20 protein-coding genes, 6 tRNA genes and 1 riboswitch are annotated in these 18,555 nt (G+C 30.7%); of the genes, 1 reads left to right on the top strand and 25 read right to left on the bottom strand.

Annotated features, from left to right (window positions below; genetic code table 11):
• Window positions 1–67: 67 nt before the first annotated feature.
• The 9 genes from metK to ACYQ1T_RS08890 all read right to left on the bottom strand — a co-directional run bounded on the left by metK (window position 68) and on the right by ACYQ1T_RS08890 (window position 3,544).
• Window positions 68–1,243, bottom strand: a complete 1,176-nt coding sequence (metK, locus tag ACYQ1T_RS08930) for a methionine adenosyltransferase (protein ID WP_459834070.1) — start codon at window positions 1,241–1,243, stop codon at window positions 68–70.
• Window positions 1,244–1,366: 123 nt separating this feature from the next.
• Window positions 1,367–1,471: riboswitch (SAM riboswitch) on the bottom strand.
• Between the two features lie 222 nt (window positions 1,472–1,693).
• The gene (tnpA, locus tag ACYQ1T_RS08925) at window positions 1,694–2,149 is read right to left on the bottom strand and encodes an IS200/IS605 family transposase (RefSeq protein WP_459831012.1); all 456 of its coding nucleotides are present in this window, start codon (window positions 2,147–2,149) and stop codon (window positions 1,694–1,696) included.
• Between the two features lie 166 nt (window positions 2,150–2,315).
• A tRNA-Tyr gene (locus tag ACYQ1T_RS08920) sits at window positions 2,316–2,400 on the bottom strand.
• A 5-nt stretch (window positions 2,401–2,405) separates the two neighbouring features.
• Window positions 2,406–2,480 (bottom strand) — tRNA-Thr (locus tag ACYQ1T_RS08915).
• A gap of 27 nt (window positions 2,481–2,507) precedes the next feature.
• Window positions 2,508–2,583, bottom strand: a tRNA-Val gene (locus ACYQ1T_RS08910).
• Window positions 2,584–2,595: 12 nt separating this feature from the next.
• Window positions 2,596–2,680, bottom strand: a tRNA-Tyr gene (locus ACYQ1T_RS08905).
• 6 nt (window positions 2,681–2,686) lie between these two features.
• Window positions 2,687–2,761, bottom strand: a tRNA-Thr gene (locus tag ACYQ1T_RS08900).
• 22 nt (window positions 2,762–2,783) lie between these two features.
• Window positions 2,784–2,868 (bottom strand) — tRNA-Tyr (locus ACYQ1T_RS08895).
• 181 nt (window positions 2,869–3,049) lie between these two features.
• Window positions 3,050–3,544, bottom strand: a complete 495-nt coding sequence (locus ACYQ1T_RS08890) for a hypothetical protein (RefSeq protein WP_459834069.1) — start codon at window positions 3,542–3,544, stop codon at window positions 3,050–3,052.
• 109 nt (window positions 3,545–3,653) lie between these two features.
• Here ACYQ1T_RS08890 and yyaC point away from each other — a divergent pair, with 109 nt between their 5' ends.
• Window positions 3,654–4,187 (top strand): spore protease YyaC, encoded by a 534-nt coding sequence (gene yyaC, locus ACYQ1T_RS08885; protein ID WP_459834067.1) that lies wholly within the window; start codon window positions 3,654–3,656, stop codon window positions 4,185–4,187.
• 92 nt (window positions 4,188–4,279) lie between these two features.
• Here the strand turns inward: yyaC and mreB are convergent, their stop codons facing one another.
• The 16 genes from mreB to ACYQ1T_RS08805 all read right to left on the bottom strand — a co-directional run bounded on the left by mreB (window position 4,280) and on the right by ACYQ1T_RS08805 (window position 18,549).
• Entirely contained in the window at window positions 4,280–5,314 is a 1,035-nt protein-coding gene (gene mreB / locus ACYQ1T_RS08880) for a rod shape-determining protein (RefSeq protein ID WP_459834065.1), read from the bottom strand.
• 135 nt (window positions 5,315–5,449) lie between these two features.
• The gene (gene spoIIID, locus ACYQ1T_RS08875) at window positions 5,450–5,701 is read right to left on the bottom strand and encodes a sporulation transcriptional regulator SpoIIID (protein ID WP_459834063.1); all 252 of its coding nucleotides are present in this window, start codon (window positions 5,699–5,701) and stop codon (window positions 5,450–5,452) included.
• A 110-nt stretch (window positions 5,702–5,811) separates the two neighbouring features.
• Window positions 5,812–6,546, bottom strand: a complete 735-nt coding sequence (locus ACYQ1T_RS08870; protein WP_459834061.1) for a peptidoglycan DD-metalloendopeptidase family protein — start codon at window positions 6,544–6,546, stop codon at window positions 5,812–5,814.
• A 135-nt stretch (window positions 6,547–6,681) separates the two neighbouring features.
• Window positions 6,682–7,749: a stage II sporulation protein D gene (spoIID, locus tag ACYQ1T_RS08865; protein ID WP_459834059.1), complete on the bottom strand. Its 1,068-nt coding sequence runs from the start codon at window positions 7,747–7,749 to the stop codon at window positions 6,682–6,684.
• A 180-nt stretch (window positions 7,750–7,929) separates the two neighbouring features.
• Entirely contained in the window at window positions 7,930–9,189 is a 1,260-nt protein-coding gene (gene murA / locus ACYQ1T_RS08860; RefSeq protein WP_459834057.1) for a UDP-N-acetylglucosamine 1-carboxyvinyltransferase, read from the bottom strand.
• Between the two features lie 21 nt (window positions 9,190–9,210).
• Window positions 9,211–9,858 (bottom strand): hypothetical protein, encoded by a 648-nt coding sequence (locus ACYQ1T_RS08855; protein WP_459834055.1) that lies wholly within the window; start codon window positions 9,856–9,858, stop codon window positions 9,211–9,213.
• A 157-nt stretch (window positions 9,859–10,015) separates the two neighbouring features.
• Entirely contained in the window at window positions 10,016–10,423 is a 408-nt protein-coding gene (locus ACYQ1T_RS08850; RefSeq protein ID WP_459834053.1) for an ATP synthase delta/epsilon chain alpha-helix domain-containing protein, read from the bottom strand.
• A 14-nt stretch (window positions 10,424–10,437) separates the two neighbouring features.
• Entirely contained in the window at window positions 10,438–11,829 is a 1,392-nt protein-coding gene (atpD, locus tag ACYQ1T_RS08845) for a F0F1 ATP synthase subunit beta (protein WP_459834051.1), read from the bottom strand.
• Window positions 11,830–11,844: 15 nt separating this feature from the next.
• A complete protein-coding gene (atpG, locus tag ACYQ1T_RS08840; RefSeq protein ID WP_459834049.1) occupies window positions 11,845–12,696 on the bottom strand; it encodes an ATP synthase F1 subunit gamma in 852 nt (283 codons plus the stop codon).
• Window positions 12,697–12,732: 36 nt separating this feature from the next.
• Window positions 12,733–14,247 (bottom strand): F0F1 ATP synthase subunit alpha, encoded by a 1,515-nt coding sequence (atpA, locus tag ACYQ1T_RS08835; RefSeq protein WP_459834047.1) that lies wholly within the window; start codon window positions 14,245–14,247, stop codon window positions 12,733–12,735.
• A gap of 10 nt (window positions 14,248–14,257) precedes the next feature.
• The gene (locus ACYQ1T_RS08830; protein ID WP_459834045.1) at window positions 14,258–14,797 is read right to left on the bottom strand and encodes a F0F1 ATP synthase subunit delta; all 540 of its coding nucleotides are present in this window, start codon (window positions 14,795–14,797) and stop codon (window positions 14,258–14,260) included.
• Window positions 14,798–14,799: 2 nt separating this feature from the next.
• Window positions 14,800–15,279, bottom strand: a complete 480-nt coding sequence (locus ACYQ1T_RS08825; protein WP_459834043.1) for a F0F1 ATP synthase subunit B — start codon at window positions 15,277–15,279, stop codon at window positions 14,800–14,802.
• A gap of 40 nt (window positions 15,280–15,319) precedes the next feature.
• Window positions 15,320–15,553 carry an ATP synthase F0 subunit C gene (gene atpE / locus ACYQ1T_RS08820; RefSeq protein WP_066676634.1) on the bottom strand — a complete coding sequence of 78 codons (234 nt, stop codon included), beginning with the start codon at window positions 15,551–15,553 and terminating at the stop codon, window positions 15,320–15,322.
• A gap of 19 nt (window positions 15,554–15,572) precedes the next feature.
• The gene (locus ACYQ1T_RS08815; RefSeq protein ID WP_459834041.1) at window positions 15,573–16,253 is read right to left on the bottom strand and encodes a F0F1 ATP synthase subunit A; all 681 of its coding nucleotides are present in this window, start codon (window positions 16,251–16,253) and stop codon (window positions 15,573–15,575) included.
• Window positions 16,254–16,616: an ATP synthase subunit I gene (locus tag ACYQ1T_RS08810; protein WP_459834039.1), complete on the bottom strand. Its 363-nt coding sequence runs from the start codon at window positions 16,614–16,616 to the stop codon at window positions 16,254–16,256.
• Between the two features lie 751 nt (window positions 16,617–17,367).
• On the bottom strand, window positions 17,368–18,549 hold the full coding sequence (locus ACYQ1T_RS08805) for an acetyl-CoA C-acetyltransferase (RefSeq protein ID WP_459834037.1): 1,182 nt from the start codon (window positions 18,547–18,549) through the stop codon (window positions 17,368–17,370).
• Window positions 18,550–18,555: the final 6 nt, after the last annotated feature.

The following is an 18,555-nucleotide window of genomic DNA, read 5'->3' as shown; positions in this document are numbered from 1 at the left end:
AGTGGCTTATTCTTATTATTTATAATTAAATAAATTTATTATATTACTTTAATAATATCTTATTTAATTAAAGATGTTTCTTTATTTCTTCAACTTTATTTAATTGTTCCCATGGAAGGTTTAAATCATTTCTTCCAAAATGTCCATAAGCTGCTGTTTGTTTGTATATAGGTCTTCTTAATTCTAAATCTCTTATAATAGCACCTGGTCTTAAGTCAAAAGTCTTTTCTACTATAGAAACTATTTCCTCTTCTGTCTTTTTACCAGTTCCAAATGTTTCTACTTCTATTGATACAGGCTTAGCAACTCCAATTGCATATGCTAATTGAATTTCTAATTTATCAGCAACTCCAGCTGCTACTAAATTCTTAGCAACCCATCTAGCTGCATAAGCTGCTGATCTATCAACCTTAGTTGGATCTTTACCTGAAAAAGCACCACCACCGTGTCTTCCATATCCACCATAAGTATCAACTATTATTTTTCTTCCTGTTAAACCTGAATCCCCTTGTGGGCCACCAACTACAAATCTTCCTGTTGGGTTAATATAATACTTAGTATTATCATCTAATAATTCAGCTGGAACTACTGCTTTTATAACATGTTCCATTAAATCTTTTCTTATTTGCTCTTGTGTAACTTCTTCTCCATGTTGAGTTGATATTACAATAGCATCAATTCTTATTACCTTATTATCATCATATTCAACTGTAACTTGAGTCTTTCCATCTGGTCTTAAATATGATAAAGTTCCATTCTTTCTAACTTCTGATAATCTTCTTGATAATCTATGAGCCATAGCTATTGGTAATGGCATAAATTCTTCAGTTTCATTAGTAGCAAAGCCAAACATCATACCTTGATCTCCAGCCCCTACTGCTTCAACATTATCTTTATTTCCTTCTCTTGATTCTAATGCTTCATCAACACCCATAGCAATATCTCTTGATTGTTCATCTATTGAAGTTAATACTGAACATGTATCACAATCGAAACCAAATTTAGCTCTATCATAGCCAATTCCCTTAATTGTTTCTCTAACAACTTTTGGAATATCTATGTAACAATTAGTTGAGATTTCTCCCATAACTAATACCATTCCAGTTGTAACTGCTGTTTCACAAGCTACTCTAGCGCTTGGATCTTTTTCTAGTATACTATCTAGTACTGCATCTGAAATTTGATCGCAAATTTTATCTGGATGTCCTTCTGTAACTGATTCTGATGTAAAAAGTCTTCTCATTTTAACATTCTCCTTTCAATTTATTTGATATTAATCCTATATTAAAAATTTATAAAAGTATATTCTATATAGATAATAAAAAAAGCCTCTTCGATAAGAAGAGACTATACTAAGTCATACTCTTTCTTATCTTGCAAAATTACATTTTGCTGGAATTGGCACCTTTGTGATAATCACAGGTTGCCGGGTTTCATAGGGCCCTTTTCCCTCCGCCTCTCTGGATAAGAACTAATATCAAATTTTCATGATTTAGATTATAACAACTTTTATAATATTGGTCAACTATATTTTATAAAATTATTAGCTTTTATTTAATAGAAATGTATGGTTTAAAGTATTATAAATAAAAATCCACCAGCTTAGCTGGTGGTATTTCCTAAGCCCTATAAGGGCCTCTTACCTGCATTGCGCCTTAAGGCGCTTAAATTGGTTCGCCAGCCGCATACTATGTTACTTGCTACCCTTAAAAGGGTCCATATATTCTTTCATACTTATTTGATCTGAAATCATATCTTCTTTTTCTTGATTTCTTATATATTCTTCAATTGCCTTTCTATTTCTTCCTACTGTATCCACATAAAATCCACGACACCAAAAATGTCTATTTCCATACTTATACTTCAAGTTTGCAAATCTTTCAAAAATCATAAGACTACTTTTTCCTTTTAAAAATCCTACAAAGCCTGATACACTCATCTTTGGTGGTATCTCAACCAACATATGTATATGATCAACGCATACATGCGCCTCGATTATAGTTACACCTTTCCACTCACATAACTGTCTTAATATTTTACCTATTTCTTTTTTCTTTTCTCCATATAGCTCTTTCCTCCTATACTTAGGCGCGAATACTATATGATATTTACAATTCCATTTTGTATGTGATAAACTATTACTATCCATTACGGATGCCTCCTTTGGTTATTAAATTTGGCTGTCGAACCTAGTTTAATTATACCAAAGGAGGTTTTTATTTCCTACTGACCGCTAAAGCTTTTCGGAACTCACCTGCATAGCAGGTGGTTTTCATTAAACAAAAATAAAAAGCAAGAAATATTTCTTGCTTTTGTGGTGGGGGAGGACGGATTCGAACCATCGAAACGAAACGTAACAGATTTACAGTCTGCCCCCTTTGGCCACTCGGGAACTCCCCCATTCTTGGAGCTGGCAATAGGAATCGAACCTACAACCTGCTGATTACAAGTCAGCTGCTCTACCGTTGAGCCATGCCAGCATATTATTCTTTTGTTAATTATTTAAGTGGTGGGCACAACAGGGATCGAACCTGTGACCCTCTGCTTGTAAGGCAGATGCTCTCCCAGCTGAGCTATGCGCCCTTAAATATAAAATGGTGGGGGAGGACGGATTCGAACCATCGAAACGAAACGTAACAGATTTACAGTCTGCCCCCTTTGGCCACTCGGGAACTCCCCCATTTTATGGAGCTGGCAATAGGAATCGAACCTACAACCTGCTGATTACAAGTCAGCTGCTCTACCGTTGAGCCATGCCAGCATATTATTAAAAAGTTAAATAATGGTGGGGGAGGACGGATTCGAACCATCGAAACGAAACGTAACAGATTTACAGTCTGCCCCCTTTGGCCACTCGGGAACTCTCCCATTTTTAACTTTTCATTAGTTTTCTTTGCCAATCAACTATATCTGTCTGACTGACAATGATTAGTATATATTCAAAGCATATTAATTTCAAGTTGCTTTTTATACCTTTACATAAGTTTATTCTTGTTATACTTTATTTTTCTTTTGTTTTCTTCGTTTTAATGCTACCAATTGAATTTTATCATATTTCTATATCTATTTCTTTAAACTTTAGATATTTACTAAGTATCTCTTTAAATTCTTCATAATCATTGCTAGACATCCTTTTCTTAAGCAATAACATTCCTTCTTTTATAGCATTCTTATTTTCTCCATTTTTAAATAAATCATTAACTTTTATTATATCAACAGCTGATAGTTTATTAAGTAAATTATTTATTTTTATACGCTCTTCTTTTGTTATTTCTCTTGTTATCTCTTCGAAGTTTATTTTAAATTTATCAACTTCATTTAATACCTGAACAATCTCTTCTTTTGAATTTTCTATAATACCTTTAGATTCATTTATAACTGCTATTGAATTCTTATTTTTTTCATTAACTTCTTTTATTATTTCTATTTTACTAAATTCTTCTTTTATATCATTATCCTTTAAAGGTTCCCAAAACAATAATGTATATATAGGGATACTTGCACTTACAATTACTACAGATATATATATTAAAACTTTTCTCATATAATCTCCTCCTTTTTATTAATTCATTTCCATATTATGTTTTTTTATACAATTTATTATAATTCTCTTGTTTTAAACATATATATTTAGAGTTAGGAGGTGAATTATTTTGGGAAAACATAAAGTTTTTTATGAATCTAAATTAGCTTATATTGAAATTGCAAACTTTATGAAAAATTATATTTCAAATAAAACAGTAATAGTTTGTATTGGTACTGATAAATGTATTGGTGATTGTCTTGGTCCCCTTGTAGGTACGTATCTAAAAGAGAGTAAACTCCAGCTACCTGTTTACGGTACAATAGAGTTTCCAATACATGCTTTAAATATAAATAAACGCTTAGCTGAAATTAATAAAAACCATCCTAATGCAAATATAATAGGAATAGATGCTTGTTTAGGAGACTATAAATCTATTGGTGAAATACATACACGGGATTATCCTATACATCCAGGTAAAGGAGTTGGAAAATCCCTTCCTGAAGTTGGAATTGCCTCAATTATAGGAATAATAGATTCTAGTGACAATGTAGAACTTTTTACTTCTAGAAGTATTAGACTACATCTTGTTATGCAAATGGCAAAAGTTATATCTAATGGGATAATATATGCCTATAATTTAAATAATTCTTCTAAAGAATAAATTTTATAAAAATAAAGCGTAAATTATCATTTTATAATAATTTACGCTTTATTTTAAATTAATTATGTATATATTTATTTAATATAATCTGATTAATCTACTAATGTTATTTCTTGTCCTACTATTGCTGAATCTAGTTTGTCTAAGTACCCTAATACTTGACCTGTTCCTTCTGCAACTGCTTCTACAGAGTTATGTGCAACTGTAACATTCACCCCTGTTTGTGACTGAATTAATTTATCTAGTCCATCTAAAAGTGCTCCTCCACCAGTCATTAGTATTCCTTTTTCTATTATATCAGCAGCTAACTCTGGGGGTGTTCTCTCAAGTACTTCTTTTACACTTTCAACAATTAATGTCACTGATTCCTTTAAAGCATCTCTTATCTCATCAGTTGTAATTGAAACTTCATCTGGAAGTCCTGTTATTAGGTTCCTTCCCTTCATTGTTGTTGTTAAGCTTCTTGATCCTTTGTATGCTGATCCAATTGTAACCTTTAATTCTTCTGCTGTTTTTTCACCAATCATTATTTTATATTTATTTCTTACAAATTTAATAATTGCATCATCAAATGTATCACCTGCAACTTTTATTGATGCTCTTACAACAACTCCACCTAGTGATATTACAGCTATATCAGTAGTACCTCCACCAATATCGACAACCATTGATCCATTAGGCTTGGTTATATCTAGTCCAGCACCAATTGCAGCTGCTAGCGGTTCTTCTATAAGGTGAACTCTCTTAGCCCCTGAGTTTCTTGCTGCATCCATAACAGCTCTTTTCTCAACTTCAGTTGCTTGAGATGGAACACAAACCATAACTTTTGGTGCAGTAATCTTTCCTTTTCCATATGCCTTTTTTATAAATTCTTTAAGCATTCTTTCTGTAACATCATAATCAGATATAACACCGTCTCTTAATGGTCTTACTGCAACAATATTCCCTGGTGTTCTTCCTATCATTCTTCTTGCTTCTTCTCCAACCGCAAGAACCTTATTATTATTTTTATTTATAGCAACAACTGATGGCTCTTTTAAGATTATACCCTTTCCTTTTGCATAAACCAAAACAGTTGCTGTGCCTAGATCAATCCCCAAGTCAGTTCCACTTCTCCAAAACCACATTCCTCGTTCACTCCCACTATAAATCTATTTTATTTAAAATATCTCTATTTTTTTACAAATTTTTCTCTTCTTTTTATTATATATGGAATATAGTAATGATTCAATATAATTTGTAGTAATTTTGGCTATCACTATCTAATCTACTGCTTTATATTTTAACTTAGTTGCTTTCCCACCTCTAATATGTCTTTCTGCCTTATTTAACTCCAATATAGAATGAGTTTTTTCTGCTATAACTGGGTTTATTTTAGGCAGCCTTTCTGTCATATCCTTATGAATTGTACTTTTGCTAACTCCAAAAACTTTCGCTGTTTTTCTAATTGTATCTTTTGAATCAATTATATATTGAGCTACTTCTAATACTCTCTCTTCAATATAGTCTTTCACTTCGCTACCTCCTCGACACGGATAATTTATTAATATGTGACCTTAGTCAATTTTTTTTATAATTCAACAGTTACTTACACTTGTAAATAACTGTTGAATATATTTTTTTATTATTCACTATAAGTAAAATATGTTGTTGGATTTAAATCTTTTCCTGTTGAATCTTGAACTTGAATATTTACATGTTCCCCAAATTCTTGGTTTGTAAATATCTTAGAACTTTCACCAGCTGCTCCAATAACAGTTTCTGCTGTTACTTTATCTCCTATGTTTACCTTGATATCACTATCTAGATTACAATATTTTGTACTTAATCCATTAGCATGAGTAATAACAACGTAATTTCCTTCTTCAGATCTTTTTGCAACTTCCTTTACTTCACCAACAGCAGCTGCTTTAACTTCTGTTCCTACAGTGGCTTTTATATCTATTCCTCTTATATTTCTGCTTGTTCCATCTTTCATTGCCTTAGGTTGTGGAAATGAATAAGATCTTGAAATTGCTCCTTCTACTGGATTTTTAAATTTAACCTCAGTAGTTGTTCCTGCTGCAACATTTACATCTTGTTGTGCTTCAACTTTTTCTGTTTCGTTATTGTTAGCAACTTCATTTTCTTTTTCATTTTGTACTCTATCTGCATTTTGTTTTTGAGCTTCTGATGTAGTTTTATCATCAACATTTAATGTAAATTCCTTTTCTGGAGCTTTACTTTGTTCTGATAATTTATTTTTCTTTGTAGTTACTACCGCAACAGTGGCTACAACACATAAACAAAGGAATAGTACTAGATAAAAGCCCTCCTTTCTAAAAAAGTCTTTTACCTTATTTTTCTTATTTTGGTCCATATCAACACCTCCTTTTTGTATTCTTGCCCTTTCTTTTAAATTAATACACTTTGTTCCATATTTGTTTTCATCAAATTTCTACAATTATTGTCGAAAAAATAAGCGATGGAAGATTCCCATCGCTTATTTCATTTATTATTCTTTAAATTTTAAATCCTTAATCTCTATACCGCTATAATAATGTTTTAATATTTCACTATATTCTTTTCCCTCTTTAGCCATAACGTTAGCTCCCCATTGACTCATACCAACACCATGACCATATCCTTTACATTTAAACGTTATTTGTGATCCATTAATATTATATTCAAAGTTAGTAGAATTTAGTTTTATAAGGAATCTAAAATCAGTTCCTTTAACTTTTTCTCCTCCTAATTTTATTTCCTTAACTCCTCCTGAATTACTTCGTGATAATATTTCCATATTTGAATTTATATTTGCAGTTGTAAGTTTAGCATTTGAATATTTTGAGTTAATAGTATTTATAAACTCATCTAGCCCTATAGAAACCTCAGTTGTAAACTTTGGCGCAACTTCTTCTCCTTTGCTTTCTTTTGATACTAAATAAGGTACATTATTTGCAAATACATCTATTGCATTTTCTGTATTTCCTGAACTTGTTGAAAAGAATTGTGGATACATTACTAATTCATCTTCATATGTTAAAACTTTACCAGCTGTTTCTTTCACTGCATCCTCAATTTTTTTCCAGTTTCCAGCTGCATCTAATCCTTCCCATTTAGCAAGTCTTGTTTCTTTACTAATATACACTTGACAATGTGTAGTATCACAAACATCTCCACCCTTAGCGTTAGGACAAGGTTTAGTTTTCTTAGCCATTAAATAAGTTCTTGCTGCAATAGCTTGTGCCTTTAAAGCCTCCGTTTCAAAACTAACTGGCATTTCTCCTGAAACAACACTAGTAATATATTCTTCTAATGGCACTTCTATAAGTTTATCTTCTTTAGTTATATATACTTTAACTGTAGAATTGCCATTAACCTCAATAGAAGTACTTTTAGCTTCTTCCTTGCTTTCTTCAGCTTTTCCATCATTATTTTTTTCTTGGCTAATCTGTTGCACATTATTAGTAGGTGACGATTTTATAATTACCATTGGAATTGAAATCATAAAAATTAAAACTAATAAACTTGAAGCTAATAGGTAAATTACTTCTTCTTGTATGTTTATCTTATTTTTCATTAATTATTCCTCCTTTCAAGCTTGTACATTTAAATATATGATGATTATATATAAATATACTTTATTTTTTAATTTTTATGTAAAGCCTTAATTTAGATAAAATTTAAAGAACTTAGATATAAAATCTAAGTTCTTTAAATAGATGAAATATTTTTATAGATATTAAAGTGCCTACTATACTTATTTATCAACTCTATACACATTTGCCCCAAGCTTCCTAAATTTTTCTTCTATATTAGTGTACCCTCTATCTATATGGTATAAATCACCAATTTCTGTTGTTCCTTTAGCTGCTAATCCAGCTAATATCATTGCAGCTCCTGCTCTTAAATCTGTAGCCTTAACATCGCATCCTGTTAATGATTCTACGCCTTCTATAATTGCTGTTCTTCCATCTATTTTAATATTAGCCCCCATTCTAACAAGCTCTGCAACATGCATAAATCTATTTTCAAAAACAGTTTCTGTAATGACACTTGAGCCCTTAGCTGTAGCCAATAAACTCATCATTTGAGGTTGCATATCTGTTGGAAATCCTGGATATGGCAATGTCTTTATATCAACTGCTTTCTTTATTTCTCTACCATCTACAATCATTGAATTTCCTTTTGAAGAAAATTTCACTCCACACTCTTTTAATTTTTCTATTGTAGGTCTTAAATGTTCTTCATTAGCTCCATTTATTGTAATTATACTATTTGTTATTGCGGCTGCTACCATAAAAGTTCCAGCCTCTATTCTATCGTATATAGGCTTATACTCTACTCCTTTAAGTGAATCAACACCTTCTATGGTGATTCTTCCCATACCTGCACCTTCTATTTTTCCACCCATAGCATTTAAAAAATTAGCTAAATCCCATATTTCTGGCTCTTCAGCAGCATTTTCAATTATTGTAACTCCATCTGCTAAAACTGATGCCATTAACAGATTTTCTGTAGCTCCAACTGAAGGAAAATCTAAATATATTCTATTTCCCTTTAATTTTTTAGCTTTAGCTTCTACAAAACCATGTCCTATTTCAATTTCTGCTCCTAAAAGTTTAAATCCTTTTAAATGAAGATCTATAGGTCTACTTCCTATATTACATCCCCCTGGCAAAGATATCTTACATTTTCCATATCTTGAAATCATAGGTCCCATAATTAAAAAAGATGCTCTCATCTTTCTTATAAGATCACTATTTGCATCTATAGGTGTTAAATTTGAAGTATTTATTTTTAAGTCTCTTGTTTTATCAGAATAGTTTATACCACAATTTAATCCATCTAATAAATTGGTTAATACTGTTACGTCCTCTAACATAGGAACATTCTTTATTGTAATATCATTAGGATTTAAAATACTTGCTACAATAATTGGTAATACTGAATTTTTAGCTATACTTATATCTACTTCACCTTTTAGTTTTTTCCCACCTTCAACTATAATTTTTTCCATATTATCCTCCATAATGAATTGTTAGTATGTTATGAATATCATTGGGGTTCCAATAATTAGATATTCTCCTGTATCGTATCTCATATATCCTATATTAACCCTCTGATTATCATTTAGTTGAGCCTTAGCTACATAACCATTATGAATATTTAGGGTCTTTAAAGTATCTTGCTTTATGTTAGACTTTAGTACATCTTGTATATATGCTCTACTATCATTTGTTATCTTTCCCTTTATAAAATTAAAATATTTTACTTTAGTTCCTTTATTATTTTGTATTTTTACCAATTCATTCTTCATTTGTTCTGAACTCTTACTTGATACATTATTAAAATAACTTATCTGTACTTTTACTTTATTTTCTTCCATCCATATATTTGTATTTATTTCTCGTTCAGAGTTCTTATATGAAATTTCATTATAATTAAGATGAAGGTTGTTTCCAAAATATTGTTTAAGCTTTTCTAAAATTCTGGCATGCTCGTCTTCTATTGATGAGTTTAAACAATATTCTACTCTTACACCATTTTGAGTAAAATCACCTTTTTCTATAATTGTATTTTCTATATTATTAAAGTTTCCCTGTGATTTTCTTAAAGTATATGGTGTTGCACCAATAATTAATAAAGAAAAGATTATCACAGGAAGTAAATATATTTTCTTTTTCATCTACATCCCCCTACCTTTCCTTTAAAGTATTGTCCATTTAGTTTATTTCTATTCAATAATTATAACTATACTATAATATATAAAATAAGTTGAAATTTGTGATTCATTGTCAGTATTTATACTAAAAAAACACAGTGTTACCACTGTGTTTTAAAATTTATTGATTTATACTTATTGTTTCAATTCTCGCATTAGCCCTAGCTAAAGCCACTTTAGCTCTTTCTATATCTATATCTTTAGTATCATTTAATCTTTTCTCTGCCCTATTCTTAGCACTTTCAGCTCTTGAAATATCAATTTCTGAAGGTAACTCCATAGAATCACAACAAAATTTCAAATGATTTTCTTTAAGATAAATTATTCCAGATGATGTAAATAGATTTTGCTTACTTCCATCTGCTTTTACTATTGTAGTAGTTGTTGGTACAGTACTTAAAATTATATCAGTATGGTTAGCTCTAAATTCAACTCCACCATCTATCGTACTTGTTTTAAGTGATTCAACATCTAATGTTAAAGCTTGTTTATCTGGGGTGATTATATCTAATTTAAAAGTTTTAGCCATAAATCTTCATCCCCTTATCTTAAGGTTTTAGCTTTTTCTATTGCTTCTTCTATACTACCAACAAATAAGAATGCTGATTCTGGTAAATCATCATACTTACCTTCTAATATTTCCTTAAACCCTCTTACTGTTTCCTTAACTTGAACATATCTTCCTTGCATTCCAGTAAATTGTTCTGCTACAGTAAATGGTTGTGATAAGAATCTTTGAACTCTTCTAGCTCTTGCAACTACATTTTTATCTTCATCTGAAAGTTCATCTACACCTAGTATAGCTATAATATCTTGTAATTCTTTATATCTTTCTAGGATATTTTTAACATCTGTAGCTACTTCATAATGCTCTTTTCCTACTATTCTTGGATCTAATATTCTTGATGATGATTCTAAAGGATCAACCGCTGGATATATTCCAAGTTCAGCAATACTTCTTGATAAAACTGTTGTTGCATCAAGGTGAGAGAATGTTGTCGCTGGAGCTGGGTCAGTAAGGTCATCAGCAGGTACATATACTGCTTGAACTGAAGTTATTGATCCATTCTTTGTTGAAGTAATTCTTTCTTGTAAAGCTCCCATTTCCGTTGCTAATGTTGGTTGATAACCAACAGCTGATGGTATTCTTCCAAGTAAAGCTGATACCTCTGATCCAGCTTGAGTAAATCTAAATATATTATCTATAAATAAAAGAACGTCTTGGCCTTGATCTCTAAAGTATTCTGCCATTGTTAAGCCTGTTAGAGAAACTCTCATTCTCGCTCCTGGTGACTCATTCATTTGTCCGAATACTAGAGCTGTTTTATCTATAACTCCAGACTCTTTCATTTCATAGTATAAATCATTACCTTCTCTTGATCTTTCTCCAACACCTGTGAATACTGAAAGTCCACCGTGCTCTTTAGCTATATTATTAATAAGTTCTTGGATAAGAACAGTCTTACCAACCCCTGCTCCTCCAAATAGACCTATTTTCCCCCCTCTTTGGTAAGGTGCTAATAAATCTATAACTTTAATTCCTGTCTCAAACATTTCTGGTTCTAAAGATTGTTCTTTAAAACTTGGTGCTGCTCTATGAATTGGATATATTTCTTTTATATCAACATCTCCAGCATTATCAATTGGGTTTCCAAGTACATTAAATACTCTTCCTAGTACTTCTTTACCAACTGGTACTGAAATACATCTTCCCATATCAAGTGCCTTCATTCCTCTTCTAAGTCCATCTGTAGATTCCATAGATATTGTTCTTACTATGTCATCTCCCATATGCTGTTCAACTTCAACTACTAATATCTTCTCTCCCATATCTATTCTGATTTCATTATAGATATTAGGTAGTGCATCTGAGTTAAACTTAATGTCAACTACCGGTCCAATAACTTGAACTACCTTCCCTACTTTTTCAGGCATTATAATACCTCCTTACTATTTTTGAGCTTCAGCTCCTCCTACAATCTCAGATATTTCTTGAGTAATCATTGATTGTCTTATTCTATTATATTTAATACTTAAAGATTGTAATATATCATTAGCATTTCTAGTTGCTCCGTCCATGGCTGTCATTCTAGCACTTTGCTCGCTAACCTTTGAATGCAACATAGATCTTTTAAGTTTACTTTTAAAATACACATCTAAACTTGAATTTAAAACTTCATCTACGCTAGGTTCAATTAAAAATTGTCCTTGTGCTTTAACTTCCCTTTCAATAGGAAATAGCTTTTCTATTCTAACTTCTTGTTTAATAGGTGATATAAATTCTGTAAACACTACATTTACTTCACAAACATCTCCCTTTTTAAACCTATATAAAGCATCTTTATATATTGCGCTTATTTCTTTTACAGTTGGTACATCTGGAATTTCTACATATTCACCTACAGTATCAAACCCGTATCTTTTCATGTATGAAATTCCTTTGCTTCCTGCAACAACAATCTTTGCAGTACTTTTATCTTCAATTGTATTACTTAAGCTGCTAGCTATATTTCCATTGAATCCACCACAAAGACCTGTATCTGAACTTATAACAATATAAAGCTTATCAGAAGTCTTAACCCCGCTGTTAAAGAATGGACTATTATAATCCTCTGGTAAAACTGCCATTAATTCTCTTACTATTTCATGGCATAAATTATAGTATTTTTCATTAGCAACAAGTTCTTTTCTTGCTTTTCTAAGTTTAGAAGTGGCTACAAGATTCATAGCTTTCGTTATTTTTCTTGTACTTTCAACTGACTTCATTCTTCTTTTAATTTCTATAAGTCCTGCTGATCCCAAACTTCCACCTCCTAAAGAATTGCATAGCTTTTTAAGCTATGCATCTTGTAAAAATAATTTCTTGAATTCTATTATACATCTATCTAGTTCTGCTTTAATTTCATCATTAAGAACTTTTCCTTCTACTATCTTCTTTAGTGTATCTCTGTAATGAGTATCACAATACTCTAAAAGTTCTCTTTCAAATTTCCTAACATCAGATACTTTTATATCTGATAAGAAATCATTAACAGTTGCATATAATATAACTATTTGCTTTTCAACTGCCATAGGTGAATATTGATCTTGTTTTAAAACTTCAACTAATCTCTTACCTTTTTCAAGTCTCTTCTTTGAATCTTTATCTAAATCTGATCCAAATTGAGAGAATGATGCTAGCTCTCTATATTGAGCAAGTTCTAATCTTAAAGTACCTGAAACTTGTTTCATAGCTTTAATTTGAGCATTACCACCAACTCTAGATACTGATATACCAGCATTAACTGCTGGTCTTTGTCCTGAATGGAATAAATCAGCTTCTAAGAATATTTGTCCATCTGTTATTGATATAACATTTGTAGGTATATAAGCTGTAACATCTCCTGCTAATGTTTCTATAATTGGAAGAGCAGTTAATGATCCGCCTCCATTTTCTTTTGAAAGCTTAGCAGCTCTTTCAAGTAATCTTGAATGAATATAGAATACATCTCCAGGATATGCTTCTCTACCTGGTGGTCTTCTTAATAATAATGACATTGTTCTATAAGCTACTGCATGCTTAGAAAGATCATCATATATTATTAATACGTCTTTTCCTTGATGCATAAAATATTCTCCCATACTACATCCTGCATATGGTGCTAAATATTGTAATGGTGCAGATTCTGAAGCTGTACCACTTACTATTATTGAATAATCTAACGCTCCCATTTCTTCAAGAGTATTAACTATATTAACAACTGTTGATTGCTTTTGACCAATGGCAACATAAATACAGATAACATCTTTTCCTTTTTGGTTTAAGATAGCATCAACTGCTATTGCAGTTTTACCTGTTTGTCTATCTCCTATTATAAGTTCTCTTTGTCCCTTACCTATAGGAATCATTGAATCTATAGCCTTAATACCTGTTTGTAATGGTTCATTTACTGAACTTCTATCTATTATACTTGGAGCGGAAACCTCTATAGGTCTATACTCTGCATAATTTATAGGACCCTTTCCATCGATAGCTTCTCCTAATGAGTTTACTACTCTTCCTAATAAAGCTTCACCAACTGGAACTTCTACTATTTTGTCTGTTCTCTTTACTATATCGCCTTCTTTTATTCCCTCTTCTGGTCCTAAAAGAACACATCCAACATTATCTTGTTCAAGGTTTAGAGCCATACCGTATACTCCATTAGGGAATTCTAATAATTCACCTTCCATACAATCATCTAAACCGTAAACTCTTGCAACTCCGTCACCTATTTGAATAATAGTTCCTGAGTCAACTGTTTTAATTTCTTTTTCATATCTTTCGATTTCTTTCTTTATTATGGATGTTATTTCTTCAGGCTTAATATTCATAACTTCACCTCTATTCTGTGCTAAGCATTAAATCTTTTAGTTCATCTAACTTTGATTTAACTGTACCATCTATAACATCATTACTAACTCTTACATATATTCCACCTAGAATACTTTCATCAATAATTTGTTCTAAGATAACATGCTTTTTATATTTATTTTCTAATTTAGACTTTAGAGAATTAAATTCTTCTTCTGTTAATGGAATAGTTGTTTTTACAATTCCATTTAAAGTATTCTTACGCTCTAAATCTATTTTTTCCATTTCATTTAGCTTTTCTCTTAGATAAAGTATTCTGTCTTTTTCTATAAGAATTAGTAAAAATGATAGTAATTCTTCATCTATATGACCTTTAAAAATATTTATAAAAGTCTTTTTTTTCTTTTTTGTACTAATTTGAGGATGCTTGATTACTTCGTAGAATTCCTTATTTGTATCTATTAAATTACAAATTTCTCTTAAGTCTTGTAAATATTGTTGAACTTTCCCTTTTTCCTCAGCTACTTCATATAACGCTAAAGCATATCTTCGGTCTAAATATTCATACATAATTAGTTACCTACCTTAGCAATAAAGTCTCCAATTAAATCCCTATTGTCTTTTTCATTAATATTTTTTTCGATAACTTTTTTTGAAAGTTCAATAGCTAAATCTATAGCTTCTTGTTTAAGTTGATATTCTACTTTTTCTTTTTCTCTATTGATTTCTACCTTAGCTCTTTCTAAGATAACTTTAGCTTCTTGATTTGCATCATCAAGAATTTCTTCATATATCTTTTCAGCTTTTTGTTTATGCCTTTCAGTAATCTTCTTTCCTTCTTCTCTAGCACCTTTTAATATTCTTTCATTTTCAATTGCTAACATTCTAGCTTTCTCAAACTCTTCTTCAGCATTATCTAATTGAACAGAAATACTATTTTCTCTCTCTTCAATTATTGCTTTAACTTTATCAAAGAAGAAATGCTTTAGGATAGCCAATAGAATAATGAAATTTATTATAGTTGCTATAATTATACTACCGTTTATTTCCATTATATATACATTGCCTCCCTTCTGGAGTCACTAAAATTCATTATTTTACTCCAACAAATATTAGAAGTATTGATACTAATAAACCATAAATAGCTGTTGCTTCTGCGAAACCTGCACCTATAATTAAAGCAGTTGTAATTTTACCACTTGTTTCTGGATTTCTTGAAACCCCTTCTACAGCTTTTCCTGTGGCATTACCTATACCTATACCAGCTCCTAAACCAACTAATACTGCAATTCCTGCTCCTAATGCTCTCATTCCTATTTCATTCATGATAAAATCCTCCTTAAAATTAATGTTCTGATACTATTTTTATATTTATCATTGTCAGCATAACAAATATTACCATTTGTATAACACCATCAAATACATCGAAATATCCATGTAAGGCTATTGGTAAACCAATTTGTGCTATCCATCCTATTTTGTGTAGATTTTCGTATACTAACTCTATAATAAATGTAGCAGCTAACACGTTACCGAAAAGTCTTAATGACAATGATACTGGTAACATAACTCTTTCTAGTAAATTGATTGGTAACATAACGGGAATTGGTTGTATATATCCCTTTACGTAACTTTTGAATCCATGCTTTTTAATTGCATAACCCTGAACAACGGAAAATGTTATAAGTGCCATACCTAATGTAACACTAAAATTTTTCGTTGGTGGCACTATACCGACTAAACCTACAAGATTCATCACAAGTAGATAAATTCCCATACAACCTATAAAAGGAACTATATCACTATAATTTTCACCAACATTATCTACTACAGCATTTCTAATTGTAGTATATATTGATTCAACCACTATTTGTTTTTTGCCTGGTTTAACCTTTAAATCTCTAGTTGCCCACCACGCCAAAATAGCTATTAAAGCAATCATTACCCATTGGACCACTATGTCAGGAGTAATATCTACTGTAAATCCCCCAAGTCCAAAAGAAAATATAGGCTTCAATGGTTCCACCTAATCACTTCCTTTCTCATTTTTTAGCCAATAGAACGTTAAGAATATAAAATGAAAAATATATCCTGCAACATATGCTATTAGTTTTTCTAAGTTGTACATAAATGGTAGTGCTAAACAAACTATTACTGTTATTCTTATGAAATAGCTAATTATTATTAATAACCTTTTATTTCTTACTAATGAATACTCTAATATTTTTCCACTTATAAAAAAATTTATTAAAGCTACTAATACTCCCATAAAGAATATACTTGCAATTTGTAAGTTTACTAATAAGGATACTATAAGTGCAAAAATGAATCCTCCACACAAATCATATCTTATAACGTTAGAAAGTAACCTCTTCATTTCTCTACTCATTTTATCCTTATCCCCCCCAGCTGACTTAAACTATTATAGTCCTGAAAAAATATTAATGAAAACTTTATTTTCCTTCAAATTTGAGTTTTTATCTTTAAATTTAATAATTATATTAATTTATACCCTGTTTACTTAAGCAAATTCACGTTTAATAGTTTTTTCTACATATGTAGGCAAATTTAACCAACATTATTCATTTTTAAGAATTTTCTGAAAAATTCAGAATCAGACCTATTTCTTTGTTAACATTTTCATTTTTATTTATTTTATATTTTTTTTATTTAAATAATATTTTTCTTATTTTTTTTCATTAATATTGGAATTATATGTATAATTGTATTTTGTGAAAAAAATCTCCAAATGAATAATTTTATGAAAAATTATTCATTTTTTTTATTATTTTATTTAATTTTTATACAGTACTATTCTATAATACTTATTATAATCATAAGAAAAAACTTATCAAGCCCTTTATTTAAGCCAATTAAGACTACTTTAAAGGTTTTATATATTCTTATTATATTTTACATTTTATTGGTTATCGTGAATTTTTATTCTATATAATAAGTTTATATATAGATTTATAGAAAGTAATTTTTACCTTTTAATTCTATATTTTTTTCTACTGATAGTATTCTCTAAAAGCTTTAATATAATTCATATTGCTCTTACTTTATAAAAAATAAGAAGATAATTCCTACTCTTTAGAAATTATCTTCTTAAAATATATAATTCTTTTCTTATTATCTATTTATACTCTTTCTACTATAAGAGATGTTCCCATTCCTCCACCAATACATAGAGTAGCTAAACCTTTTTTAGCATCTCTCTTTATCATTTCGTGAAGTAATGTAACTAATATTCTTCCACCTGATGCTCCAACTGGATGTCCAAGAGCAATAGCTCCGCCATTTACATTAACTTTACTCATATCAAAGTTTAAATCTTTTGCTACAGCTAAACTTTGAGCTGCAAAAGCTTCATTAGCTTCAATTAAATCTAAATCTTCAACTTTTAAGTTTGCTACTTCTAAAGCTTTCTTTGTTGCATGGAATGGACCATAACCCATTATTGATGGATCTAATCCTCTTTGTCCATAAGAAAGAATTTTAGCTATTGGAGTTACTCCTAATTCTTTTGCTTTATCAGCACTCATAACTACAAACGCTGCTGCTCCATCATTAATTCCTGATGCATTTGCAGCTGTTACTGTACCATCTTTTATAAATGCTGGCTTTAATTTAGACATATTTTCTATTGTTGCTCCAAGTCTTGGATATTCATCAGTATCAAATACTTTTGGATCTCCCTTTCTTTGAGGAATCACTACAGGAACTATTTCATCCTTAAATCTACCTGATTTTATAGCAGCTTCTGCCTTTAATTGAGAATTAAGAGCAAATTCATCTTGTTCTTCTCTTGTTAAATTCCATTCTTTTGCTATGTTTTCTGCAGTTACTCCCATATGATAATTGTTAAATGCATCCCATAATGCATCGTTAATCATTGAGTCAACCATTTTTCCATCGCCCATTCTTTGTCCCCATCTTGCTGTTTTTAACAAGTATGGAGCTTGAGACATACTTTCCATCCCACCTGCAACTACTATATCAGCATCTCCTGCTTTAATCATTTGAGCAGCTAATGCTACTGTTCTTAATCCTGATCCACATACTTTATTTATAGTCATCGCTGGAACTTCTACAGGTAATCCTGCCTTAACTGCTGCTTGACGAGCAACATTTTGGCCAAGACCAGCTTGAATAACATTTCCCATTACAACTTCATCAATTTGCTCACCCTTAACTCCAGCTCTCAATATAGCCTCTTTAATTACTGTAGCTCCTAAATCTGATGCTTGAACGTCCTTTAATGATCCACCGAAAGAACCAATAGCAGTTCTTACAGCACTTACAATTACAACTTCTCTCATTCTTCA

This window comes from Clostridium carnis, from assembly GCF_054657435.1.
This window is presented reverse-complemented; position numbering and strand designations above follow the sequence as displayed.